Origin of the sequence: Dyella sp. 2YAF14, from assembly GCF_052114725.1 — a bacterium.
In the GTDB taxonomy this organism is placed as follows: domain Bacteria; phylum Pseudomonadota; class Gammaproteobacteria; order Xanthomonadales; family Rhodanobacteraceae; genus Dyella.
The window spans coordinates 1-21,526 of sequence record NZ_JBFRFH010000004.1 but is presented as its reverse complement, the minus strand read 5'-3'; the positions used below and the strand labels follow the sequence as shown (position 1 = coordinate 21,526).

Here is a 21,526-nt window from a genome sequence, read left to right as displayed (position 1 = left end):
CGCACGAGCGGGGGGGCGGAATTCGGCCCCGCTTTTCACGATGCATTCTCTCAACAGCCAAGGCCGGGGCCAAACCCCGCGCACCGAAAAGTGGTTGACGGGCGGATAGTATGATGCTTATCCTCCAACCTAACAAGCGTTAGGTAGGCCGGCTCTCTGACCTTGTTATCCCCCTGTCAAACACGTTGAGACTCCCCCTATGAGCAACGAACTTATCTACCAGGATGCAACCAGGCTCGCCGAGCTGATCCGCACCATGGAAGTTTCACCCGTCGAGGTCGTACAGGCGCATATCGACCGCATCGACCAGACCAATCCCAAGATCAATGCCATCGTCGCCATGGCGGACGAGGCGCTGAAAGCGGCGAAGGAGGCTGAGGCTGCCGTTCTGGCGGGTGACAAACTTGGCCCGCTGCACGGCGTTCCCTTCACCGCGAAGGACTCCTTCGACACGGCGGGCGTGCTCACCCAATTGGGCTCGCCGATCTTCAAGGGGCGTATTCCCGATAGCGACGCCACCGCCATCGCGCGAATGAAGAAGGCGGGCGGCATTCTTCTGGCCAAGACCAATCTCCCGGAGTTCTCCTACTGGATCGAGAGTGACAATTTGCTTTCGGGCCGCACGCTCAATCCATGGAATCCTGATCGCACGCCGGGTGGATCAAGCGGTGGTGAGTCGGCGGCCATCGCGGCGGGCATGTCGCCCATCGGCTTGGCGACGGACGTGGCTATTTCGGTGCGCGGCCCGGCGGCCCTGACCGGCGTCATTGGTCTCAAGGCAACCCATGGTCGAATCCCGATGACCGGCGTCTGGCCGCGCGTGCCGCGTCGTTTCTGGCACGCCGGCCCGATGGCTCGTTCGGTTCGCGATATTGCACTCGCTTATGAGCTCCTGGCAGGTCCGGACGGCGCTGATGGATTCTCCACCAGCCCAACCACCCTGGATGCCGGCGTTGGAGCCATGCCGAACCGCCGGGTCCGCGTCGGCTGGCTCGTCGAGCCGGGTTTTGGCGCCGTCGACAACGATGTCGCGGCAACGGTCAAGGCCGCGGCTGAAGCGCTGAAGAGTGCAGGAGTGATCGTGGAAGAGGTGCGCATCCCCGTGCTGGAGCAGATCAATGCGCTCGAACTCCTGTGGAAACTTCAGGCCATGGAGACCAAGCCTGCCTTCAGGAAGGCGACGGCCGGGCACGAAGCGCTGATCTACAAGCATGTCCAGGGCGTCTTTGACACGCCTGACACCTCGATCGAAGACTTTGTGATCGCCGAACAACAGATCGAGACGATGCGTGACGGCTTCGCTCAGTACTTCGCTCGCTATGATGCGTTGCTCTGCCCGGTGACGCCGGTGCCGGCGCATGCGCATGACGCAGCGGAGTTCGTCATCAACGGCCAGGCGGTTTCTTCCTTGCACGTGATGGATGCGACCGCACCCTTGAGCGTTACCGGTTTGCCGGGCATGTCGATGCGCTTTGGCACGAGCAAGGATGGCCTGCCGATCGGTGTGCAGCTGGTGGCGCCGTGGTTTGCCGAATCCACGATTCTGCACCTGGGTGCGCTGCTGGAAGTCCTCAGTCCGGTCCGCGACCTGCACCCCAGCCTGGCCAACATGGGCATCGCATCGTAATACCGCACTGGCGCCGTCAACGGCATTGGATTGGGCCGAGTCAGCGATGGCTTGGCCCGGGCGTCACGAAGTTCAAAAACGGTAGACGCCGGGGCAGGTTCACTTCTCAAATCGAAGGCTGGAGATAGCGATGAACCTGCCCCCATTTCTCGCAACCACCATGGGGAGGCAGATGCCTACGCTGACGCAATCCATGCGCTTGTGGCGCTCTCCTGGTGGCCGTTGAAGGATTAATTCTCGAGTGTGTTGCCAGAGTCGTGGATCGGATGCTTTGCGAACCGCATTTGGAATTTCGGGCATACCAATGCACGTCACGCCATGCGATGTAAATCGCAACGCGACATCCGTCGTTGTTGGATGCGAATGAGCTGCCGCCGCGACGTCCTGGGGACGCAGAGGGAAAGAATGGCTTGGCGGCCTTTGACAAAAGGTAACGTATATGTTACTTTCAATGAGCAGGGAAAGGACGCCTTGTGAAGCAGGTGAAGGAATTCATCGATAACCATGGACGGAACCGTTACCGCGAGTTTTTCGATGCGTTGGCAGCTGTTCCGGCCGCAAAAGTCGCGGCAGTGATTGCCCGATTGGCGGCCGGGCATACGGCAGGTTTGAAAGGTCTTGGCTGTGGAGTGGCCGAGTGGCGTCTGGATTGGGGGCCCGGCATCCGGATATATGTCCATCAGGATGGCGAGCAGCTCATCGTGCTGTTGGCCGGTAGTGACAAAAGCGACCAGCAAAAGTCGATCGCGATTGCCCGCTTGCTGGTGGCCCAATACAAAGCCGAGAAGAGGGTGGCAGGAAAGAAAGCTGCCACCGCAACGAAATCAAAGAAAGCCGTACCCATCACGTGATTCATGCTCGGAGTCGCTACGCCATGGCACTGACTGTCGACTATCGCGAGACCATCGCGAACCGTATTCAAAACGACGCAGCTTTCGCCCGCGCCCTATTGGACGAGGCGACTTCCATGCTTCTCAACGGAGAGACCGAGGCCGCGCGCTTGCTCATGCGTGACCTTACACATGGCCTGATCGGTTTCGAGGGCTTGGCCAAGGCCACGGGCACGCCATCGAAGAGCTTGCATCGAATGTTGTCCGCCAACGGCAACCCCGGCATGGATGCGCTCGGCGCGATTTTTCGGCAGCTCACGCGCGCAGTGCTCGATGCCCCGCTCGTGTCTGCCCACGTGGCTCCGGCAGGGGCGGCATAACCGGGTTTCGCAGGACAGCAGCAACGGCGGCGAAAAATGGGTGTGGCCTCATCGCGTCTTGACATGCCGCACCACACGGCAGTTGTAAGCTCAGTGCCATGTGCTACTCAGCGCAAATCGAAGCCGACTACGACAAGTTCGTTCGGGAGTTCGGCGCCGTCATCAGCCTGAAGCGCTTCGTCGAGCTGTTCTGGGAGAAGCGCAAGGACGGCGGCTGGAACAAGATCCCCAAGGCCATGCGCGAGCCGTTCCGAAAGCCGCGGGGCGAGGAGGGGTTTGAGCTGGCCAGGATTGTCGCCGAGGGCGATCGGGAGTGGGTCGAGAAGCTGCAGGCGGAGCTGACGCTGCAGACGGAGCGGCTGCTCAATGCCGAGGCCATCCTGGCTGGGCCCAAGCCGACCAAAAAGGCTGCCGAAGATCAGCGCATCGCCACCAACAAGATCAAGGCGGCGCGCCGCAATCTGGAGGATCTTGAGCGCAAGGAGCTGCTCGACAAGGACTCGCTCATCTATCCCGGCAGCTATGCCCCGGTGATGGTCGAGCGCGATGGTCAGCGCATTGTCGTTCCCATGCGCTACCAGTGCCGTCTGCCAGGCTGGAACGATGCGATCGAGCGTCGATTTCCAGGTACCTACAATGCGCGCCGCGACAAACTCGAGGAGTCCTGGAGCAAGCTGTTCGGCTATCGCCACGGCATCATGATCGTGACCCGATTTTATGAAAGCGTGGCACGGCACAAGATGGAGGGCAGGGAGCTGGCGCCCGGCGAGACGGAAGAGAGCGTCAAGCTAGAGTTCGATCCGCAGCCCGCACAGGAAATGCTGGTGGCGTGCCTCTGGAATATCTCGCCAGGCGCGGATCACGGCGTCGACTTGTTCTCGTTCGCCGCGATCACCGACGAACCGCCGCCTGAAGTGGCCGCCGCCGGTCACGACCGCTGCATCATTCCCATCAAGCCCGAGCACATCGATGCCTGGCTCAATCCCGATCCGAATAATCTCGCCGCGCTGTACACGATCCTGGACGATCGGGCGCGGCCGTATTACGCGCACAAGATCGCGGCGTAGAGCTCGCGCAGAGAGGGGCTGGTGTGCCTCCCGAGCCAGATCAGCAGGCTCAACAGCCTCCGCTTGCGCAGCAGCGGGGCGATTTCGAACGTGCACTGTCCTGAGGATCAGTCGATGCGGCGACAACTTCCACGACCTTTGCCGCGGCGGACAAGGCACGTGCTTCGGCGGCGCCTTTGCGTTCGCTGTAGCGGTCAACCAGGTAGTCGCTACGGTCACGCACCATCAGAGTGAACTTGAATAGCTCTTCCATCACGTCAACCACGCGGTCGTAATACGGTGACGGTTTCATCCGGCCGCTTTCGTCAAACTCCTGCCAGGCTTTGGCAACCGACGATTGATTGGGGATGGTCACCATGCGCATCCAACGGCCGAGCATGCGCAGCGCATTGACGACGTTGAACGACTGCGAGCCACCGCAAACCTGCATGACGGCCAGCGTGCGGCCTTGGGTGGGGCGGACACTGCCTTCTTCCAGCGGCAGCCAGTCGATCTGGTTCTTGAAGACGCCAGTCACCGCACCGTGGCGCTCGGGACTTACCCACACTTGGCCTTCCGACCACAGGGAAAGCTCGCGCAGCTCCTGCACTTTGGGATGGCTCGCCGGCACGCTGTCCAGGACGGGCAGGTCGTGAGGATCAAATACGCGGGTCTCGGCGCCGAACTGTTGAAGAATCCGCCCGGCTTCAAGGGCCAGTTTTCGGCTGAACGACTGCGGACGCAATGAGCCGTAGAGGATGAGGATCCGTGGCGGATGATCGGAGCCTGCGGGCAGGGCGAGCTTTTCCAGGCTGGGCTTGTCGAGCGCGTCGGCCGTGATGTGGGGCAGGTCGTGCAGCGTCATGGCGGGTTTTCGAACCGGTTGCGTCGATGTAACGATTCTATCATTATGGAAATATAGAATTACAACCGTCACTGCCACCCTGGGTACCAGGCACCATGCATCCTTGTCGCGTTCTCTTTATCTGTACTGGCAATTCGGCCCGCAGCATCTTGTCCGAAGCCACCCTCAATCACCTGGGTAAAGGGCGGTTCGAGGCGTATAGCGCTGGCAGCAAGCCGACGGGTCAGGTCAATGCCTATGCGCTGGAGGAGCTGGCGACGGCGGGCATTCCTATCGAGGGGCTGAGCAGCAAGTCGTGGGACCGATTCGTCGGCGAAGACGCGCCGCCGCTGGATATCGTGATCACCGTCTGTGATAGCGCAGCGAACGAGCCGTGCCCGGTGTTGTTTGGCGATTTCGTGCGTTCGCACTGGGGGCTGCCCGATCCGGCGGCGGTCAAGGGCAGTCCCGTGGCCATCAATGAAGCCTTCCGCAAGGCACATATGCTGATCACTTATCGCCTCATGGCGTTGTTGAGCCTGCCTGTCGAGACGATGAGTCAGGAAGACCTCAAGTGGGCGCTCGATGGTATCGGTGCGCTGACCGGTGAAGACGACAACGAGGATGTCGCATGACCGAGGCGACCACTGCCATGGATGTCGCGCCGCAGGCGGAGGTGGCCCGCATCGGTTTCTTCGAGCGTTACCTGACCTTGTGGGTGGCGCTGTGCATCGTGGCAGGCACCTTGCTCGGTCATGTGTTGCCCGGTACGTTCGAAGCGCTGGGCCGCATGGAAGTGGCCAAGGTCAACCTGCCGGTGGCGGGGCTGATCTGGCTGATGATCATCCCCATGCTGCTGAAGATCGACTTCAGCGCGATGGCGGGTGTGCGTCGCCAATGGAAAGGCATTGGCGTGACGCTCTTCATCAACTGGGCGGTCAAGCCTTTCTCGATGGCCTTGCTGGGCTGGATTTTCATTCGGCACGTGTTCGCGGCATGGCTGCCTGCGGATCAGCTTGATTCCTATGTGGCGGGCCTGATCTTGCTTGCCGCGGCGCCGTGCACGGCGATGGTCTTCGTATGGAGCAACCTGTGCGGTGGCGAGCCCAATTTCACCTTGAGCCAGGTCGCGGTGAACGACGCCATCATGGTGTTTGCGTTTGCGCCGATCGTGGGACTGCTGCTCGGCATCTCGGCGATTACGGTGCCGTGGCATACGCTGATGCTATCGGTGATGCTCTATATCGTTGTGCCGGTGCTGATCAGCGTCGTCCTGCGTCGCGCTGTACTGGCGCATGGCGGGCAGGACGCGCTTGAGCGATTGCTGGCCAGGCTGGGGCCGATCTCGCTGAGCGCGTTGCTGTTGACCTTGGTGTTGCTTTTTGGCTTCCAGGGGCAACAGATTCTCGCCCAGCCGCTGATCATCGCGATGCTTGCGGCGCCGATTCTGATCCAGGTGTATTTCAACTCCGGCCTCGCGTACCTGCTTAATCGGAAGCTCGGTGTGCCGCACTGTGTTGCGGCGCCATCGGCGCTGATCGGGGCAAGCAACTTCTTTGAACTTGCCGTGGCCACGGCGGTGGGCCTGTTTGGCGTGCACTCCGGCGCCGCATTGGCCACCGTGGTGGGCGTCCTGATTGAAGTGCCCGTGATGCTCTCCGTGGTTCGGATCGTGACCGTGAGCAAGCGCTGGTACGAGGCTGACGCGGCCTGAGTACTCAACGACACTGCCATTGCTCTTACACTTGGAAGGTTCCTGACCGAGCTTCCGGCACGCCATGCAGACCAAACAAGCCATCACCGTCCTGTCCGCACTCGCCCAAGAGTCGCGGTTGGCCGTGTATCGCCTGCTCGTGGAGCACGCACCCGATGGCCTGGCAGCCAGTGCGATCGCCGAGCGGCTGGGGCTGGCCAACGCCACGCTCTCGTTCCACTTGAAGGAGCTCGTCCATGCAGGGCTGATCACGAGCCGGCAGGATGGGCGGTTCATCTACTACTCGCCGGTTCTTGACGTCATGAACGACCTGGTGGGCTATCTCACCGAGAATTGCTGTAGCGCGACAGGACAGTCCTGCGCGCGCCCGCCCGCGGTCAAATCCACCGGCACCCAAGCGCGCACCAGAAAGCGCACGGCATAAGGCCTCGATCGCTCGTGTCGAGATCCCCGGATCGGCCCGATCACATCCATAGTGTTCGCAGCACAGAGGCCACGACGCACCAGGCGACGACTCCCAGCGGAGACCATCGAGCCGCAACCAGCAGCGCAAAAGCGATCAAGGCGATGGCAAAGTCTTCTGCATCGCGCACCGCACTCACCCACACCGGGTTGTACAGCGCAGCGGCCAACAGGCCCACCACGGCAGCGTTAACGCCGGCGAGCATGCGCGCCGTTTGATCGCGCGCAGCAAGTGCCCGCCAAAAAGGCAGGCTGCCCGAGACCATCAATAGTCCGGGGAGGAAGATGGCCAGCAAACTGACCACGGCTCCGAGCATGCCGCCGTAGCCGCCTTGCATCCGTTCGCCCAGGAATGCAGACAGAGTGAACATCGGGCCGGGCACGGCTTGCGCGGCACCGTATCCGGCCAGGAAGGTATCGTTGGTGACCCATCCCGGATCCACGACGGCCTGCTTCAACAGCGGCAGCACGACATGCCCGCCGCCAAACACCAGGGCGCCGGTTCGATAGAACGCTCCCGCAACCTGGCCAAGCGGCGGCAAGCCGGGTGCGATGGTCAACGCGGCGAGCAGCAAGACGGCATAGGCGCAAAGCAGTGTCGTGCCGAGGCGGCGGCCGTAATGCAACGAGAACGTCTCCCCCTGTCGTGCCGTCACGTTGCGGCACAGCCATGGTCCCAGCGCTGCACCGCCGGCAACCACCAGCAACTGCATCGCCGAACTGGCACTGACGGCAATCGGCTGGCAAGGCGATCGCTCAATGCGGCGAACGCGAACAGCAACAGCGCCGATGGCAAGGTGAAGGCGATGAAGGCGGCGATCGCGCCCAGCCAGCCGGCGCGCAACAAGCCCAGGGAGAACCCCAGCTGACTGCTCGCCGGCCCCGGCAGAAATTGGCACAACGCCAAGAGCTGGCCAAAATGTTCTTCATCCAGCCAGCGTCGCCGCTCGACAAATTCCCTGCGAAAGTAACCCAGGTGCGCGATCGGTCCGCCAAATGAGGTCAGGCCGAGCTTGAGGAAGGCGGCGCCCACTTCCCGTGCAGTGCCCTGGGCGGCGGCGTTCAAGTTTTCTTGCGGGACGGGAGACGATGTCGGCTTCATGGGCAATCGCACAGCGCCGCGATGCCTTGGTTCCCAAGAAGCTGCCTGCGGCATTGGAGACATGAAAGCCGACACGGGTCGGCAACAACGTCGATCTCCACGGTCTGGCAGCCGCCCAGCAGTGGCGCGTTGTTGATCATGCTGCTGTTCTTTGCGATCCAGACAGGCCGCGCAGAATCGTGCATGTCTCGCGGGTGTCCTTGTGGCATGTATCGATCATGCGATGCAGCTCCTTGGCGAGCGCCGCCAGCTCCTGCTGTTTGGCTTGGACTTGAGCCAGGTGGTTGCGGGCAAGGGCGTCGACTTCCTGGCACGACAAGGTGGACTCAGAGGCCAGTGTCAGCAGACTCTTGATTTCATCCAGATGAAAGCCCAGCGCCCGGCTGCGCACGATGAATTGGAGTCGCTCGACATCCGTCTCACCGTATTGGCGATAGCCGGCGATCGAACGATCAGGCTTCGGCAGCAGGCCAATGCGCTCGTAGTACCGCACCGTCTCAAGGTGACAACCCGTTCGTTTGGCCAGGTCGCTGATGCGCATGGCTTGACTCCGTAGCAGCTACGGACTTTAGCCTAGGCCATTGTTTCAGGGAGCACTAGACCATGGCCTGCTGTGACTGCGAATCCACCGGAAAAGCGCTTGCCCGATCGGCAGCGCAGCGTCGGATCCTGTGGCTCGTTCTGGCCATCAATGTGGCGATCTTTGTGGGCGAGTTCGGTGCGGGCTTCTTGGCGGACTCGACCGCCCTGCAGGGCGATTCGCTGGACAGCCTGGGCGATGCCCTGGTCTATGGGCTGAGTCTGATCGTACTGGGGCGCTCGCTGCGTGCCCGCGCTGGGGCCGCTCTCGTCAAGGGATGCGTCCAGCTCGCTTTCGCTGCTGCCGTGCTTGCCCAGGTCGTGCACAAACTGATCGCCGGCGCCGAGCCATTGCCAGCCGTTATGGCCATCGCGGCAGGTGTGGCGCTTGTGGCCAACGCGACCTGCCTCTTGCTGCTGACGCGGTTCCGCAGCGACGACATCAATATGCGCTCGGTCTGGCTGTGCTCGCGCAATGACGTGATCGGCAACACCGGTGTTTTGTTGACGACAGCCGTGATCGCCTGGACGGGCTGGGCGTGGCTTGACCTGGTTTTTGGCGCACTGCTGGCGTTGCTCTTTGTGCGGACCGGGATGGACGTGCTGGCCTCGGCATGGCCGCAGTTCCGCTCGGGCCCGGTTTCATCCGGGTCATGACCATGGATTCAAAACGGACACTCATCCTGCAAAGTACGGTGACCTGTCCGCTGTGCGGGCATCGTTCGCAGGAGACGATGCCCACCAACTATTGCTGGTTTTTCTACGACTGCCCAGGTTGTGGCGAGGTCGTGCGCCCCAAAGCTGGCGACTGTTGTGTCTTCTGTTCCTACGGCACCGCGCCTTGTCCGCCGAAGCAGCAGGAAGGTTCCTGCTGCCATTGAGCCGATGCCGTGCGTTCGGCGCCGTCGGGTCAGGGCTGAACAGGCTTGATCGCCGTTACCGTGCTGTCCATACCTGCCGGATGCAGTGAGAACTGCACTTTGTCGCCGACCTTGATGGCCTTCAGCAGATCCGGCGAGGCCACTTTGAACGCCATCGTCATCGCTGGCCAGCCGGCGGAGGCGATCGCCTGATGCTGCAATGTGACGGTGTTCCTGGCCGTGTCGATCGCCTTGACGACACCGGTTCCGTGCGCATCGGTAGTGTGGGCATCGTGCTGCATGCCGGGCATGCTCGGGTCCATTGCTTGCGCTAGGGCGAAGCCGGGCGCTGCAGCCAGTGCGCCCAGGATGGCGAAGGCGGACAGGTGTTTTTTCATCGAGTGGTTCCTTGGTCGGGAGCGAGTGCGACGGTCGCCTGGCTGGTCTTGCGCAGTCGATGCAGGACCAGAAGGCGAAACGCGGCCGGGATGACAAGCATGGATAGCAGCGGTGCGGTGAGCATGCCGCCTACCATGGGGGCAGCGATGCGCTGCATGACTTCGGAGCCGGCGCCATGGCCGAGCAGTATGGGGAAAAGACCGGCAAGGATGACGGCGACGGTCATCGCTTTCGGCCGCACGCGCTGCACGGCTCCTTCGCGAATCGCGTTGTCGAGTTCGGCCGGTCCGGCATGCGGATCGAGCGCGAGGTGCTGCTCCCAGGCGTGACGCAGATACAGCAGCATCACCACGCCAAACTCGGCGGCAACACCGGCCAGGGCGATAAAGCCGATCATGGTCGCCACCGACACGGCGTGCCCGAGTAGCAGGACTAGCCACAGCCCGCCGACGAGGGCCAGCGGCACGCTCATCATGATCATCAGGGCTTCGCTGGCTCGATGAAATACGGCATAGATCAGTCCGAAGATGATCAGCAGCGCGATGGGCACCACAAGCTTCAGTCGCTCCGTCGCGCTGGCCAGATACTCGAACTGTCCCGACCATGCCACCGTGATGCCTGGCGGCAAGGTCACTTGCTGTGCCACGACCCGCTGCAGGTTGGCAACGACAGCGCCAAGATCCCGATCCGTGGTATCGACGTAGACGTACGTGGCCAGCTGACCGTTCTCGCTCTTGAGCATCGGGGGCCCCATGTCCAAGCTGATGTCGGCGACTTGACTGAGGACCAGTTGCGCGCCGCTGGCAGTGGCGATCGGCAACTGCCGCAATGCCGCGACCGAATCACGCGCGATGCGTTGATAGCGGACCACGATCGGATAGCGCTCTCGCCCCTGGATGGTCTGCCCGATGGGATCTCCGCCCACCAGTGTTGCGATCAGCTCCTGTACCTGCTGCTGGGTTAGTCCGTAGCGGGCCGCATCATCGGGACGAATGTGCACGTTGACATAGCGGCCACCCTCGGCGCGCTCGCCAATGGCTGAGCTGACCCCGGGCGCTTTCTTGGCCACGGCTTCGATCTGGTCGGCCACGGTTTGCAATACGGCTGGATCGGCTCCAAGCACTTTGATGCCGATTGGACTCTTGATGCCGGTGGCCAGCATGTCGATACGGTTGCGGATTGGCGGTACAAACAAATTCGTCAAACCTGGTACGCGCACGGCCTTGTCCAGCTCGATCTTGAGCTTGTCCATGGTCATGCCTGGCCGCCAAGCGTTCTTCGGCTTGAACGTGATGGTGGTTTCGAACATCTCCAGTGGTGCAGGATCGGTGGCGGTCTCGGCGCGTCCGGCCTTGCCAAACACGTGATCCACCTCGGGCACGGTCTTGATCATGCGATCCGTGAGCTGCAGCAGCTGCGCCGCCTTGCCGGCAGACAGGCTCGGCAGTGCAGTGGGCATATACAGCAGCGTGCCTTCGTCCATCGGAGGCATGAATTCGCTACCCAGCTGGTTGATGGGAATCGCGGCGCTGAGTAGCAGGATGGCGGCCGCCACCAGTGTCGACTTCGGATATCGCAGCACGGCTTCCAGGATGGGGCGATAAAGTGCGATGAGGCCTCGATTGAGCGGATTGTCGCGCTCGGCGCGGATGCGGCCGCGCACGAGGTATCCCGTCAACACGGGCACCAGGGTAACGGCGAGGCCGGCGGCCGCCGCCATGGCGTAGGTCTTGGTGAACGCAAGCGGCTTGAACAGCTTGCCTTCCTGGCCTTGCAGTGCAAACACCGGTACGAACGACAGCGCGATGATCAGGAGGCTCACGAACAGCGCGGGCCCCACTTCGACAGCCGACTCCGCCACTAGTGACCAGCGTGCAGCGCCTTGCGGTTCCCGCCCATCGTGCGCATCACGCCAATGCTCCAGATGCTTATGGGTGTTTTCAATCATTACCACGGCTGCGTCGACCATCGCACCGATGGCAATGGCGATACCTCCGAGTGACATCAGGTTGGCCGACACACCTTGCAAATGCATCACCACAAACGCAACCAGCACACCGAGCGGCAGCGTGATCACCGCCACCAGGGCGGAGCGCAAATGCCCCAGGAACAACGCGCAGACCAGGGCGACGACCAGGAACTCCTCGAGCAACTTGCCCCAGAGGTTATCGACGGCCGCATCGATCAGCTCGGAGCGATCATAGGTCGGCACAACTTCCACGCCGGCCGGTAGACTGCGTTTAAGTTCGGCAAGCTTGACTTTGACGGCGGCGATCGCGGTCTTCGCATTCTTTCCCGTGCGCAATACAACAACGCCGCCGGCGACTTCACCCTGGCCGTCCAGTTCAGTGATGCCACGTCGAAAGCCGGGTCCGCGCTGCACTTTTGCGACATCGCGCAGCAGTACCGGCACACCACCGGAGTTGGTGGCAATGGGCACACGCTCGAAGTCCTCACGGTTGCGCAGGTAACCTTCGCTGCGCACCATGAATTCAGCTTCGCCTTGCTCGATGACGGAACCACCGTTCGCGCCGTTGGCAGCGCGAATGGCTTCGACCAACTGCGTGATCGTGAGGTTGCGCGCGGCCAGCGCTTGCGGATCGGGCACGACTTGCCATGCTTGCTCCATGCCACCGAGGCTTGCCACTTCGGCCACATCGGGAACGGTCTTGAGCTGATAGCGCACAAACCAATCCTGCAATGCGCGTAGCTGGCCGATATCGTGCTGTCCCGTGCGGTCGATCAGTGCGTACTCGTAGATCCAGCCCAGCCCGGTGGCATCCGGGCCCAGCGAGGGGTTGACGCCAGCGGGCAAGCGATCGCGTACCTGGCTCAAGTACTCCAGCACGCGCGAGCGTGCCCAGTAGAGATCCGTGCTGTCATCGAACAACACGTAGACGTATGAGTCGCCGAAGAACGAGTAGCCGCGGACCGTCTTGGCGCCAGGCACCGATAGCATGGTCGTGGCCAGCGGATAGGTGACCTGATCTTCCACCACCTGGGGCGACTGGCCTGGCCAGTTCGTGCGGAGGATCACCTGGGTGTCAGACAGATCGGGCAGGGCATCGATCGGCGTATGCATAGCAGCGAACGCGCCGGCCACCGCCAGCACCAGGGCAGCCAGCAACACCAGGGCGCGATGCGCGATCGCGGTGCGGATGAGCGTCGCGATCATGGACGATCTCCTGACATCGGCATGCCCGGCATCGACGCGCTGCTCGCAGGAGCAGGATTCGCACCAGGATCGTTCAAGCGATCGAGCGCCCCCGACAGGCTGGCTTCCGAGTCGATCAGGAACTGGCCGGACACCACCACCTTCTCGCCGCCAGCGAGGCCGTCCAGGACTTCGGTGTAGCCGCCCGCCGAGCGTCCGGTGCGAATCGCGACGGCGCGGAAGCGACCGCGGTCGTTGGCGACGATCACCCGCGTGTGATCACCCGTGGCGATCAATGCATCGTCCGGCACCACTGGAAAGGCCTCCCCTGGCCATGGGTCGAACTGCACGGTGGCGAACATGCCGGGACTCAACGCGCCGTCCGGATTGGCAAGCACGATGCGTGCACGTTGCGTGCGGGTAGCCATGTCGATATCGGGCAGCAGCGTTTCCACATGGCCGTGGAACACTTGGCCTGGCAGGGCGTCGACGTGAACGTTGACCGGTGTATCCGCGCGCATCATCCCGGCAACCGCCTGCGGCAACGCCGCTTCGACCCACACCGTGGATAGCCCGTTGATCGTCATCAGGGTCTGCCCGGCGTTGACGCGTTGCCCCTCGCGCACATCGAGCGTACTGATCACGCCTGCTTGCGGCGCATGCAGGGTGATCTGGCCGCTGCTCCCGAGGGCGCCGCTGTCTGCTGGTGACAAGCCCAGTGCCTGCAGTCGCTGTTGCGAGGCGCCGCGCAAGGCTCTGGCCTCTGCCGATTGCACATGTTGCAAGGCCTGCGATTCGGCCACCGCGCTGCTCCACTGCGGGGCGAGCAAGCTGGCTAGCGGCGCACCGGCAGCCACGTTCGCATACGGAGCGCGTACGTACAGCTTGCTGATGACTCCGTCCACGCGAGCACTGACGACGGTCGCCTGGCGCAGATCCCAGCTGATGGTTCCGGGCACTTGAATCGTCGCAGGGAGCGCACGACGCTCCACGGTCGCCGTGCGCATGCCCAGGTTCTGCACTGTCGCCGAATCAATGCGGATGGTGTTCGTGTCCATTCCTGCATCGGCATATTTGGGCACCATTTGCATACCCATCGACGACAATCCCGGTTTGTCGGAATGCTGCTCGGGCGTCATCGGGTCGTACCAATACAGGACCTTGGTACGCGCCACCGGTGTAGCGGATCCTGTGGCTGCGGAAGATTCCGCCGGAGCATTGCCGTGGCGGCCTGCCCAGTAGGCGATGATCGCAGTAACGAGCAGTGCCGCGAGAATGAATGAGATCAGGACAGCACGTTTCATGGGGTGTCCCCCTCGGGAAGAAGGTGGGTCAAGGCTGCCCAGGCACGGCCGTAGTCGGTCAGCATGCGAGCAAAGTCGGTGTGGTGAGAGATTTCGTCGCGGCGCGCATCCAGCAAGGGTTGGATATCGCCGCCACCGCGATAGGCCGCCAGGGCCAGCGCCGCGCGATCGTTGGCTTGCGGCAGTAGCTGGCTGAGATGTCGACGCACTTGCCGGCCCAGTGCATCCCATTGCGCCCAGGCTGCCTGCACAGCCTCGGCCTGTTGCCGCCGCGCGTCATCGCGTTCGGCTCGAACTGCATCGAGGTCTGCAGCACGCCCGCTGATGCCGCGGTCTTGCCGATTGCGCGTGAACAAAGGCAGGCTCACCCCGACCTGGAGCGACACCATGTCGGACAGGCCGCGCACACGAGAGCCATAGTTGAATCCCACGCTCCACTCGGGATGCTTCTCGGCCTTGGCAGCCTCCAGGGCGGCTTCGGCGGCGTGTTCGCGAGCAGGCCAGCCGAGGAGGTTGCCTTGATGGTCCAGGTTGGACAGCAAGGAGGATTCGTCGTGTGGGAGCACGGTGAAGTCGGGTGCGTCGGCCAGTGGTTCGTTGACCGGCGTGCCCAGCCATCGCGCCAATGCCGCTCGAGCCTGGGCTTCGCGCGAGTTGGCGTCGTCGATGCGGTTTTCCAGATCGAGCGCTTCATTGCGCATGGCCAGTACATCGGCAGCAGAGCCGTTGCCTCCGCGCAATCGCGCTTGGGCCACCACGACATCGATCGCCCACTCACGTCGCATGGCTTGCAACATCTGGAGTTCACGGTGAGCCCCCCATGCGCCGATCCAGGCGACGGCGACTTGTTGCTCGATGGCGAGCCGGGTCATCGCCGAGGTGGACGCGGCTTGTTCGACATTCGCTTGCGCGACGTCGCGCTGCGCCTGGCGCTTGGCCCGAGACGGCAGCGCCTGGGAAAGCCCGACGGTGCGCATGGTCATGGTGTCGCCGCCGGCCGTGAAGGCCCCCGGGCCTTGGATGGCCAGGTTGTCGATGCCAACGGTCAGCTGGGGGTCGGGGAGGGCGCCGGCGCGCCCAGCTTCTTCGCGGGCGGCGTCCTGCTGGGCAAGACGTGCCTGAAGAAGCGGCGCCTGCGCCATGGCGCGCCGGGTTGCTGCGTCCAACGTCAGGGTCGAGGCGGTATCGTCCGCCCAGGCTGAAGATGCCAACAGACCTGTGGCGACCGATAAAAGGCACAGCCAAAAGCGCGCCGTGCAGGCACGCGTCAGAATTCGATGCGAAAACATTGCTAGCTCCGATCACAAAACCGTACGAGCCATGCACGCAGGCATGGCCGCCGAGTGGTTAGCGATCGAGGGCTAGATCAACAGGGAGCAGAACCGCAGTGTCGGCGGCGGATCGGGACGAAGCAGTGCGGCATCAGGCATGGGCGCCTGCTCGGGCGCATGCGCGATGGTTCCCAGCAGCATCGGGGATGCCATGGGCAACAACAGTGGCGGAACGGCTGGCAGGCGAACATCATGTGCCGAAGTCGCGTTGCCGGCACAGTGTTCGGCGCAACGTGCATCCGGACTTTGGTGTTGGAAAGAGGCTTTCTCCATGGAGCCCGTGCCCATGGCCGCGCAATCGCCCGTCATCACCGTGTCGGCCGGCCTGGTGGGCAGCGTGCAGACATAGGCAGCCATGGCGAGCTGCTGGAACAACAGACAAAACAGCACCACCCCGGTCCAAAGGACGCGGTGACGGCGGCTGATGTGAAGGCGTGTGCGCATGAAGTGTTCATCATAGCGCAGCTGGACCCAGGTCCAGTCAAGAGGGTCCGATCCCGTTACCGGGCTGCCATCTCGGGGCGCCCGCGAGAGGTCAGCGAAGGACACCTTCGCTTTTCAGTTTCGGTATCAGAGTGGCGGCCAGGTCCCTGGTGGCCTGAGTGAGATCATTCGTTCGCACGCCTTGCGTAGTCACCGTCCATACGAGCTTCTCGCTCCTGACGTCCCACACGCTGGTCTCGAGGGTGACCACCTCGTATTGATGTACATCGGGGGTGGATGCCCAGGCTGATCCATACCAACCATAGAAACCTCCGTAGCTCGGGCCGCCCGGTGTCACATTGATCTTTTGCTCGACGCGCTCGACGCGCGTGGTGAGGACGCCATCGATTCCCGTGGTCTTCAGATCATTGAGATTCAGCGATGTGGCGCCTTGCGGAAGCCGGGCATAGCTGCGTTCTGCACGGATGCCTGCGCTCTGCAGTTCTTGGGAGAACACGTCCTCGAACACGCGCTTCATCGTGTCACTACGGGTAATGCCAACGACGAGCACGTTGGATAGCGGCGGTCCCGCAAAAGAGGGATTCCGCCACTGATTGCTGACGCTCACCGTTGAGCAACCAAGCATCAGGGCCACAGTGCAAGCTCCCGGCACGATGAACAGCTTCACATCAGCGCTCCCTGTCTCGATGCCAGAGACGTCATGCAGGCGAAGTGACACGCACCCATCGCGGCTCAACTCAATGCAGGATCCATGGACACTTCTGCCATGCGTCGGGCCATCCCTTGTCGCACGAGACCTTGCTTCTCCGCCTCACGAATAAGCGCGATGCTGTTGTGAACGCCGAACAGACGCAGCAATGCCTGTCGATGGCTTTCCACCGTGCGGGGCGATATGCCCAGCGAAGAAGCGATCTCCGACGTACGGAATCCATCGGCGACGCAGTTGATGATCTGTCCCTGTCGGCGCGACAGTCGGTGAGTGGGTGGCGGCGCGAGCATGATGGCGGTGAGGGCGCTTGGGCTCAGGTACTGGTAGCCATGCGCAACCGCTTCCACCGCTCTGCAAAGTTCCTCGCTGGCCAGTTGCTTGATGACGTAGCCATTGCAACCAGAGAGCAGGGCCTCGCGCGTGACGGCTGGCTCACCATGCGCAGAAAGAACGATGAAGGGTACGGTGGATCCTCTCTCGCGCAACTGCTGCAATGCCTGCAACCCGCTGAGCAGCGGCAACGTGATATCGGAAACGACCAGGTCGATGGCGCCGGTGAGCGCGCGCTTGACCAGGGAGATTCCGTCGTGGGTGATTTCGAAGGATCCAACAATCGGAGCCAATAAGCCCGCCACTTCCTCGGCTATGCCCTGATCTGCATCTGCCAGCAGCACGCGCAATGACGGCTTGTCGCTCGTCTGAAATGAAGTGTTCTCTGTCATGGTGGCACATCTCCCTGCTACAGCCTCAATGAACGAGGAGTCCAAGCGAACATCGATCCTTGCAACCGGGACCTGTCACCCTGGCGTGGGCGTGTTCGACACCGCCCTCGCGCCGGGAGATTCAGCAGCACTGTTCGCCCTTTGCTTGACGCTCGTTAACCGTTAGATCGCGTTTCGTTCCCCAGGCGTCGCCGTTCCAAGCCGATTGGGCACCGTGGCATCGACGCATCGATGCCTGCCGGCGAGTCCGCCAGAGAAAAGCCCTGGCCAACCCGGATTTCAGAAGTGCCAGGTGTAGTTGAAACTTGGCCCACTGATCCTTGCCTCTTTGAGAAACTTGTCACTGCCGCCTTGCTCATATTTGATATCGCGATAGCTGATGGCGATATCGCCCCAGTGGAATGCGTAGCCCACGCCGACGTTCAATTGGTAGGTGTTGTCGGAGTCGCCCGTGCCGACGTCGGCGTAGTACGGAAAGTACCAGCCCGAGTCAGCGAACGGCGTCCAGCGACCTCGTACGCCGATAATCGCGTTACCGGCATGCGTCTGATTATGCAGGTGGCCACTACCTTGCAGGATCAAGGCATCCTGGTTGTTGACCACGTTGAGGTTCCAGCTGATGTTGCCTTTCAACCACACATAGCGCGCGCCGAAGAGCAGGTCGGCATAACCAAGCGTGCCGTGCCCAAGCGTATACAGCCCGGCCAGCGTAATCAGGCCGCCCTTCATTCCCCAGCGCGTATCCAGGCCGGCGTCGGCTCCGAAGCGTTCGCCTCCAATCGAGGTGAAGCGCCCCTTCTCGTTTGAGAATTTGATCCAGTCGATGTCGCCGAACATGCCCCAGTTCCCCTTGCGAATATCGCCTTCGAGCAGCAGGGCGCCACTGAGGCTGCTCAAGGGGTCTCTCTTGTTTTTGACGGTGACATCCGGGCCACTGGGAAGCTGGTATCGGGTTTCGCCGGACACGCCGGGAAGCCAGCCGTACGGCGTGATGCTGCCGTGCCAGTTTCCGTCCCAATAGTCTTCTGACTGTGCGAACGCCGGCATCGCGAACAATGAGGCAGCACCGGAGGTTAAAACGAGCCCTAGCGCGAGGGTGGCGCGAGCAAAAAGAGAACCGGAACGGCCACTCATGATGACCCCTCATCGCTCTAATCGACAATACATATTGGCGCAACTAATTGGGAATTCACAGCAAAAACTTGCAGCACTAAAGGCATAAGTAGATCTACGCGCTAATTAGATCGTGGGCAATTAGCAAACTCTTGCGTGTGCATTTTAGGCCTGCGTATTTCTACACAGAAATAATCGGTAATTAGCCACTGGAGATCTCATGCATCACAGCCGATGCTTGTAGGAGTCTATGCGCACTGCAGGCATGGGGCGGGGTGGCGTGCTGCGTGATTGGATGAAAAGGGCAGAGCAGCCCCGAAACGGGATGCTCTCATGGCATGTACGCCTTGATTCGTCGCTGACAGAGAGATGTGATATGAGCGCCTTCGACTTCCCACGTTGCTTGCTTCTAGCGGTCGTAGCGGCAGGCACACCTTTCCTGTCGGTCTATGCGCAGACCTCCACAGCGCCGCCGGTGACCGCGACGGCACACGAGCTGGCCAACGAGACGGAGACCGTGACGGCTACGGTGACGCAGATCGATTATCAAAAACGCCTGGTCACGCTTCGAACGGCCGCTGGCAAAGAAGACACGGTAGCGGTGGGGCCGGCCGCCACGCGGTTCGACCAGGTCAAAGTCGGCGACAAGATCACCATGACGTACCAACATGCCGTTGCGCTTGAGTTGCTTCCGGCCGACAGTGCGCAAGCGGGCACCGAGGTTGAAGGCGACATTACGCGGGATGAGAAAAGCAACAAACCGGGTGGTACGGCCGAGCAGGCGGTGACGGTGACCGCGAAACTCACGGCGGTCGACCTGAAGAAGCATACCGTCACGCTTACCGGGGCTGATGGCAAGACCCGTATCATCGAGGTGAAGGATCCCGCACGCCAGGCCCGACTCTCAAAGCTGAAAGTCGGCGACATGGTGCGCATCACTTATGCCGAGGCTTTGGCGGTCACCGTCACCCCGCAGGGGTAAGGGTGCGGCAGGCGGGTAGGACGTCGCGAGCATCACCCGATCCTTGGGTCATGGTGATGACGCAAGCGAACGATTCACGCCGGCGCGTATGTGAAGGTGGGCAACAGGCGACGGGCGCGGTCCATTTGGCCGCGCCCGTCAAGTTCGATATCTGCGTCGATTCAGTTGCTCGTGCCGGGGCTCGCTACGGTGAGCTCCACGCGACGATTCTGAGCCTTGCCCTCGGCGGTGTCGTTGGACGCTACGGGATTCTCCTCGCCATAGCCCTTGGCCGATACCAGGCTTGGATTGACGCCCTGCGAGATCATGAATTGCTGCACATTGTCCGCGCGCTTCTGCGACAGGATCTGATTGGTCGTGATGCCTTGCTTCGCCAGTTCCGGACCAATGGGCGTGCTATCGGTGTAGCCGCTCACGTTGATCTTGTTCTTCTGATGAGGGGCAAGGATCTTGGCGACCTTGGCAATGCTGGTCTTGGCCTGCTCTGATATCTCCCAGCCGCCTGATGGAAACAGCAGCTGATCGTTGAGCGAAACCTTGATGGCATCCTGCATGCGCGAGATGCGCACGTCGCGGGACTGAATTTCGCTCCCCATGCTCGCATTGAGCTGCTGGTATTGCGCCTCCAGCTCCGCATTCTTCTGCTGCGACTCATCATATTTCTGCTGAGAGACACACCCTGCCGCCAGGAGTGCCACACCTAGTACGCATAGCTGCGGAAACTTGATCATGGGAGTTCCCTCACGTTGGTGTCTTATCAAAGGAGGCGATCTTCGATTCGCCGATAGTCGCTTGCTAGTTTGGTCTCACCACGCTCATGCAATGGTCGCTGAATTGTAGTTAATAAAGTAGGAAGAAAATACGTCGCCCATAAATTTAATAGAATGATTAGGTGGAAACACGCAAGTTATTTGAGTAGAGATGCCTTGGCTGATGCGCAGCGGGATTCCACCCAGAATGAAAATGACATGGTCGCGTCTGCCATCCGGCCTTGGGAGTGGCGATTCTTTCGTTGTTTTATGAGGCTCGCCGGTCACGCTACCATCATCGGCATAGGTGGATAAGACAGGCCTAAAATTCGCCCGCTTAGATAGCCAGACATGCCCGCCTTTCTGAATGACGTCGCAGTGGGACTGTTGGGCCTGACGACCATCGCCAATCCGGTGACCAGTGCAACGGTGCTGTTGGCGCTGACCGCGCGCTACCCGGACGCAGAGCGCAATCGGCAGGTCTTGCGTGCCGCCATTTACGTATTCATCGTCCTTCTGGTCTGTTTCTATGCAGGCAGCATTGTCATGCGTCTCTTCGGGATTTCTATCCCCGGGTTGCGGCTGGCCGGCGGTTTGATTGTTTCGTATATCGGCTTCGGCATGCTGTTTCCGCCGGAACGGATGACGGAGCAGGGGATTCAAGAGGAATTTTCCGCTGCCACCCCAACGACGAAGTTCCGCGATATCTCATTCGTCCCTTTGACGATGCCGTGTACCACGGGGCCCGGCACCATCGCCTTCATCATCAGTGCTGCCTCGACCATCCCTACGCGCAGTTATTCCTATTCGGTGCACCTGGCTGTCATCACGGTAGCGGTGCTCTTTACGTTGGAGTTCTGGGCCTGCCTTCGCGGCGCCACGACCATCCTGCGGCTGCTTGGGCAAAGCGGCGTGGATGCGCTGACTCGCGTGATGGGCTTTCTGTTGGTATGCATCGGCGTGCAATTCGCCATCAATGGGGGTCACGAGCTCTTGCAGATATGGCACCTCGTTGCCGCGGTGTAGGGGCGTGTGCAGAATTTTGTGTAACCGGGGTTTGGGTTACCGCTGAGGAAGTCGTTCCTCGAACTGAATCGTAAAGCGGTTCAATGCAGCCTTCCAGTCGCGGATCGGCAGCGTCCATTTCTTGCTGATGTTGCGCAGGGCCAGGTAGA

The 21,526-nt window shown here is 61.6% G+C and carries 24 protein-coding genes; 11 read left to right on the top strand and 13 right to left on the bottom strand.

What is annotated here, in order from left to right:
• The first annotated feature begins 199 nt into the window (after nucleotides 1-199).
• From AB4Y82_RS08515 to AB4Y82_RS08500, 4 genes are all read left to right on the top strand, one after another.
• Nucleotides 200-1,627 (top strand): amidase, encoded by a 1,428-nt coding sequence (locus AB4Y82_RS08515; protein WP_441603961.1) that lies wholly within the window; start codon nucleotides 200-202, stop codon nucleotides 1,625-1,627.
• A 473-nt stretch (nucleotides 1,628-2,100) separates the two neighbouring features.
• A complete protein-coding gene (locus AB4Y82_RS08510) occupies nucleotides 2,101-2,478 on the top strand; it encodes a type II toxin-antitoxin system RelE/ParE family toxin (RefSeq protein WP_441603960.1) in 378 nt (125 codons plus the stop codon).
• A gap of 23 nt (nucleotides 2,479-2,501) precedes the next feature.
• Nucleotides 2,502-2,837: a helix-turn-helix domain-containing transcriptional regulator gene (locus tag AB4Y82_RS08505; RefSeq protein WP_441603959.1), complete on the top strand. Its 336-nt coding sequence runs from the start codon at nucleotides 2,502-2,504 to the stop codon at nucleotides 2,835-2,837.
• Between the two features lie 236 nt (nucleotides 2,838-3,073).
• On the top strand, nucleotides 3,074-3,904 hold the full coding sequence (locus AB4Y82_RS08500) for an SOS response-associated peptidase family protein (RefSeq protein ID WP_441603958.1): 831 nt from the start codon (nucleotides 3,074-3,076) through the stop codon (nucleotides 3,902-3,904).
• Nucleotides 3,905-3,953: 49 nt separating this feature from the next.
• On the opposite strand, the gene arsH is transcribed toward AB4Y82_RS08500, so the two are convergent.
• Entirely contained in the window at nucleotides 3,954-4,748 is a 795-nt protein-coding gene (gene arsH, locus AB4Y82_RS08495; protein ID WP_441603957.1) for an arsenical resistance protein ArsH, read from the bottom strand.
• Between the two features lie 95 nt (nucleotides 4,749-4,843).
• Between arsH and AB4Y82_RS08490 the strand changes: the two genes are divergently transcribed.
• The 3 genes from AB4Y82_RS08490 to AB4Y82_RS08480 all read left to right on the top strand — a co-directional run bounded on the left by AB4Y82_RS08490 (nucleotide 4,844) and on the right by AB4Y82_RS08480 (nucleotide 6,865).
• A complete protein-coding gene (locus tag AB4Y82_RS08490; RefSeq protein WP_441603956.1) occupies nucleotides 4,844-5,362 on the top strand; it encodes an arsenate reductase ArsC in 519 nt (172 codons plus the stop codon).
• Entirely contained in the window at nucleotides 5,359-6,441 is a 1,083-nt protein-coding gene (gene arsB / locus AB4Y82_RS08485) for an ACR3 family arsenite efflux transporter (RefSeq protein ID WP_441603955.1), read from the top strand. Before AB4Y82_RS08490 ends, arsB begins: the two co-directional genes overlap by 4 nt.
• Before the next feature lie 64 nt (nucleotides 6,442-6,505).
• Nucleotides 6,506-6,865, top strand: coding sequence for an ArsR/SmtB family transcription factor (locus AB4Y82_RS08480; RefSeq protein WP_441603954.1), 360 nt, complete (start codon nucleotides 6,506-6,508; stop codon nucleotides 6,863-6,865).
• A gap of 40 nt (nucleotides 6,866-6,905) precedes the next feature.
• On the opposite strand, the gene AB4Y82_RS08475 is transcribed toward AB4Y82_RS08480, so the two are convergent.
• The 3 genes from AB4Y82_RS08475 to AB4Y82_RS08465 all read right to left on the bottom strand — a co-directional run bounded on the left by AB4Y82_RS08475 (nucleotide 6,906) and on the right by AB4Y82_RS08465 (nucleotide 8,546).
• Entirely contained in the window at nucleotides 6,906-7,616 is a 711-nt protein-coding gene (locus AB4Y82_RS08475) for a chromate transporter (RefSeq protein ID WP_441611226.1), read from the bottom strand.
• Nucleotides 7,556-8,005, bottom strand: coding sequence for a chromate transporter (locus tag AB4Y82_RS08470; protein ID WP_441611255.1), 450 nt, complete (start codon nucleotides 8,003-8,005; stop codon nucleotides 7,556-7,558). Before AB4Y82_RS08470 ends, AB4Y82_RS08475 begins: the two co-directional genes overlap by 61 nt.
• 136 nt (nucleotides 8,006-8,141) lie before the next feature.
• Nucleotides 8,142-8,546, bottom strand: a complete 405-nt coding sequence (locus tag AB4Y82_RS08465) for a MerR family transcriptional regulator (RefSeq protein WP_441603952.1) — start codon at nucleotides 8,544-8,546, stop codon at nucleotides 8,142-8,144.
• A 62-nt stretch (nucleotides 8,547-8,608) separates the two neighbouring features.
• Here AB4Y82_RS08465 and AB4Y82_RS08460 point away from each other — a divergent pair, with 62 nt between their 5' ends.
• Both AB4Y82_RS08460 and AB4Y82_RS08455 read left to right on the top strand, forming a co-directional pair.
• On the top strand, nucleotides 8,609-9,241 hold the full coding sequence (locus AB4Y82_RS08460) for a cation transporter (protein WP_441603951.1): 633 nt from the start codon (nucleotides 8,609-8,611) through the stop codon (nucleotides 9,239-9,241).
• Nucleotides 9,242-9,243: 2 nt separating this feature from the next.
• Entirely contained in the window at nucleotides 9,244-9,465 is a 222-nt protein-coding gene (locus tag AB4Y82_RS08455; protein ID WP_441603997.1) for a GDCCVxC domain-containing (seleno)protein, read from the top strand.
• Nucleotides 9,466-9,494: 29 nt separating this feature from the next.
• Here the strand turns inward: AB4Y82_RS08455 and AB4Y82_RS08450 are convergent, their stop codons facing one another.
• The 8 genes from AB4Y82_RS08450 to AB4Y82_RS08415 form a co-directional block, all read right to left on the bottom strand.
• Entirely contained in the window at nucleotides 9,495-9,842 is a 348-nt protein-coding gene (locus AB4Y82_RS08450) for a copper-binding protein (RefSeq protein WP_441603950.1), read from the bottom strand.
• Nucleotides 9,839-13,018 carry an efflux RND transporter permease subunit gene (locus AB4Y82_RS08445; RefSeq protein WP_441603949.1) on the bottom strand — a complete coding sequence of 1,060 codons (3,180 nt, stop codon included), beginning with the start codon at nucleotides 13,016-13,018 and terminating at the stop codon, nucleotides 9,839-9,841. Before AB4Y82_RS08445 ends, AB4Y82_RS08450 begins: the two co-directional genes overlap by 4 nt.
• A complete protein-coding gene (locus tag AB4Y82_RS08440) occupies nucleotides 13,015-14,301 on the bottom strand; it encodes an efflux RND transporter periplasmic adaptor subunit (RefSeq protein ID WP_441603948.1) in 1,287 nt (428 codons plus the stop codon). Before AB4Y82_RS08440 ends, AB4Y82_RS08445 begins: the two co-directional genes overlap by 4 nt.
• On the bottom strand, nucleotides 14,298-15,590 hold the full coding sequence (locus AB4Y82_RS08435) for a TolC family protein (protein WP_441603947.1): 1,293 nt from the start codon (nucleotides 15,588-15,590) through the stop codon (nucleotides 14,298-14,300). The genes AB4Y82_RS08440 and AB4Y82_RS08435 overlap by 4 nt, the downstream gene beginning before the upstream one ends.
• 72 nt (nucleotides 15,591-15,662) lie before the next feature.
• A complete protein-coding gene (locus AB4Y82_RS08430) occupies nucleotides 15,663-16,076 on the bottom strand; it encodes a hypothetical protein (protein ID WP_441603946.1) in 414 nt (137 codons plus the stop codon).
• Nucleotides 16,077-16,167: 91 nt separating this feature from the next.
• Nucleotides 16,168-16,743 (bottom strand): hypothetical protein, encoded by a 576-nt coding sequence (locus AB4Y82_RS08425; protein WP_441603945.1) that lies wholly within the window; start codon nucleotides 16,741-16,743, stop codon nucleotides 16,168-16,170.
• Nucleotides 16,744-16,808: 65 nt separating this feature from the next.
• Complete coding sequence (locus AB4Y82_RS08420; protein WP_441603944.1) at nucleotides 16,809-17,507, bottom strand: response regulator; 699 nt, start codon at nucleotides 17,505-17,507, stop codon at nucleotides 16,809-16,811.
• Between the two features lie 279 nt (nucleotides 17,508-17,786).
• Nucleotides 17,787-18,641, bottom strand: coding sequence for a hypothetical protein (locus tag AB4Y82_RS08415; protein ID WP_441603943.1), 855 nt, complete (start codon nucleotides 18,639-18,641; stop codon nucleotides 17,787-17,789).
• Nucleotides 18,642-18,996: 355 nt separating this feature from the next.
• Between AB4Y82_RS08415 and AB4Y82_RS08410 the strand changes: the two genes are divergently transcribed.
• The gene (locus tag AB4Y82_RS08410; RefSeq protein ID WP_441611225.1) at nucleotides 18,997-19,602 is read left to right on the top strand and encodes a hypothetical protein; all 606 of its coding nucleotides are present in this window, start codon (nucleotides 18,997-18,999) and stop codon (nucleotides 19,600-19,602) included.
• Between the two features lie 161 nt (nucleotides 19,603-19,763).
• Here AB4Y82_RS08410 and AB4Y82_RS08405 read toward each other — a convergent pair whose 3' ends face one another.
• Nucleotides 19,764-20,333: an OmpA/MotB family protein gene (locus tag AB4Y82_RS08405; RefSeq protein ID WP_441603941.1), complete on the bottom strand. Its 570-nt coding sequence runs from the start codon at nucleotides 20,331-20,333 to the stop codon at nucleotides 19,764-19,766.
• Between the two features lie 369 nt (nucleotides 20,334-20,702).
• Between AB4Y82_RS08405 and AB4Y82_RS08400 the strand changes: the two genes are divergently transcribed.
• Nucleotides 20,703-21,377: a MarC family NAAT transporter gene (locus tag AB4Y82_RS08400; protein WP_441603940.1), complete on the top strand. Its 675-nt coding sequence runs from the start codon at nucleotides 20,703-20,705 to the stop codon at nucleotides 21,375-21,377.
• Nucleotides 21,378-21,526 lie beyond the last annotated feature (149 nt).

What these genes read in the sequence shown, in the direction of transcription:
- AB4Y82_RS08465 (WP_441603952.1), bottom strand. Translation starts at nt 8,546, where the DNA reads ATGCGCATCAGCGACCTGGCCAAACGAACGGGTTGTCACCTTGAGACG.
- AB4Y82_RS08505 (WP_441603959.1), top strand. Translation starts at nt 2,502, where the DNA reads ATGGCACTGACTGTCGACTATCGCGAGACCATCGCGAACCGTATTCAA.
- AB4Y82_RS08470 (WP_441611255.1), bottom strand. Translation starts at nt 8,005, where the DNA reads ATGAAGCCGACATCGTCTCCCGTCCCGCAAGAAAACTTGAACGCCGCC.
- AB4Y82_RS08400 (WP_441603940.1), top strand. Translation starts at nt 20,703, where the DNA reads ATGCCCGCCTTTCTGAATGACGTCGCAGTGGGACTGTTGGGCCTGACG.
- AB4Y82_RS08480 (WP_441603954.1), top strand. Translation starts at nt 6,506, where the DNA reads ATGCAGACCAAACAAGCCATCACCGTCCTGTCCGCACTCGCCCAAGAG.
- AB4Y82_RS08445 (WP_441603949.1), bottom strand. Translation starts at nt 13,018, where the DNA reads ATGATCGCGACGCTCATCCGCACCGCGATCGCGCATCGCGCCCTGGTG.
- AB4Y82_RS08410 (WP_441611225.1), top strand. Translation starts at nt 18,997, where the DNA reads ATGAGCGCCTTCGACTTCCCACGTTGCTTGCTTCTAGCGGTCGTAGCG.
- AB4Y82_RS08440 (WP_441603948.1), bottom strand. Translation starts at nt 14,301, where the DNA reads ATGAAACGTGCTGTCCTGATCTCATTCATTCTCGCGGCACTGCTCGTT.
- arsB (WP_441603955.1), top strand. Translation starts at nt 5,359, where the DNA reads ATGACCGAGGCGACCACTGCCATGGATGTCGCGCCGCAGGCGGAGGTG.
- AB4Y82_RS08515 (WP_441603961.1), top strand. Translation starts at nt 200, where the DNA reads ATGAGCAACGAACTTATCTACCAGGATGCAACCAGGCTCGCCGAGCTG.
- AB4Y82_RS08435 (WP_441603947.1), bottom strand. Translation starts at nt 15,590, where the DNA reads ATGTTTTCGCATCGAATTCTGACGCGTGCCTGCACGGCGCGCTTTTGG.
- AB4Y82_RS08450 (WP_441603950.1), bottom strand. Translation starts at nt 9,842, where the DNA reads ATGAAAAAACACCTGTCCGCCTTCGCCATCCTGGGCGCACTGGCTGCA.
- AB4Y82_RS08430 (WP_441603946.1), bottom strand. Translation starts at nt 16,076, where the DNA reads ATGCGCACACGCCTTCACATCAGCCGCCGTCACCGCGTCCTTTGGACC.
- AB4Y82_RS08490 (WP_441603956.1), top strand. Translation starts at nt 4,844, where the DNA reads ATGCATCCTTGTCGCGTTCTCTTTATCTGTACTGGCAATTCGGCCCGC.
- AB4Y82_RS08500 (WP_441603958.1), top strand. Translation starts at nt 3,074, where the DNA reads ATGCGCGAGCCGTTCCGAAAGCCGCGGGGCGAGGAGGGGTTTGAGCTG.
- arsH (WP_441603957.1), bottom strand. Translation starts at nt 4,748, where the DNA reads ATGACGCTGCACGACCTGCCCCACATCACGGCCGACGCGCTCGACAAG.
- AB4Y82_RS08475 (WP_441611226.1), bottom strand. Translation starts at nt 7,616, where the DNA reads ATGCAGTTGCTGGTGGTTGCCGGCGGTGCAGCGCTGGGACCATGGCTG.
- AB4Y82_RS08405 (WP_441603941.1), bottom strand. Translation starts at nt 20,333, where the DNA reads ATGATCAAGTTTCCGCAGCTATGCGTACTAGGTGTGGCACTCCTGGCG.
- AB4Y82_RS08455 (WP_441603997.1), top strand. Translation starts at nt 9,244, where the DNA reads ATGGATTCAAAACGGACACTCATCCTGCAAAGTACGGTGACCTGTCCG.
- AB4Y82_RS08420 (WP_441603944.1), bottom strand. Translation starts at nt 17,507, where the DNA reads ATGACAGAGAACACTTCATTTCAGACGAGCGACAAGCCGTCATTGCGC.
- AB4Y82_RS08460 (WP_441603951.1), top strand. Translation starts at nt 8,609, where the DNA reads ATGGCCTGCTGTGACTGCGAATCCACCGGAAAAGCGCTTGCCCGATCG.
- AB4Y82_RS08415 (WP_441603943.1), bottom strand. Translation starts at nt 18,641, where the DNA reads ATGAGTGGCCGTTCCGGTTCTCTTTTTGCTCGCGCCACCCTCGCGCTA.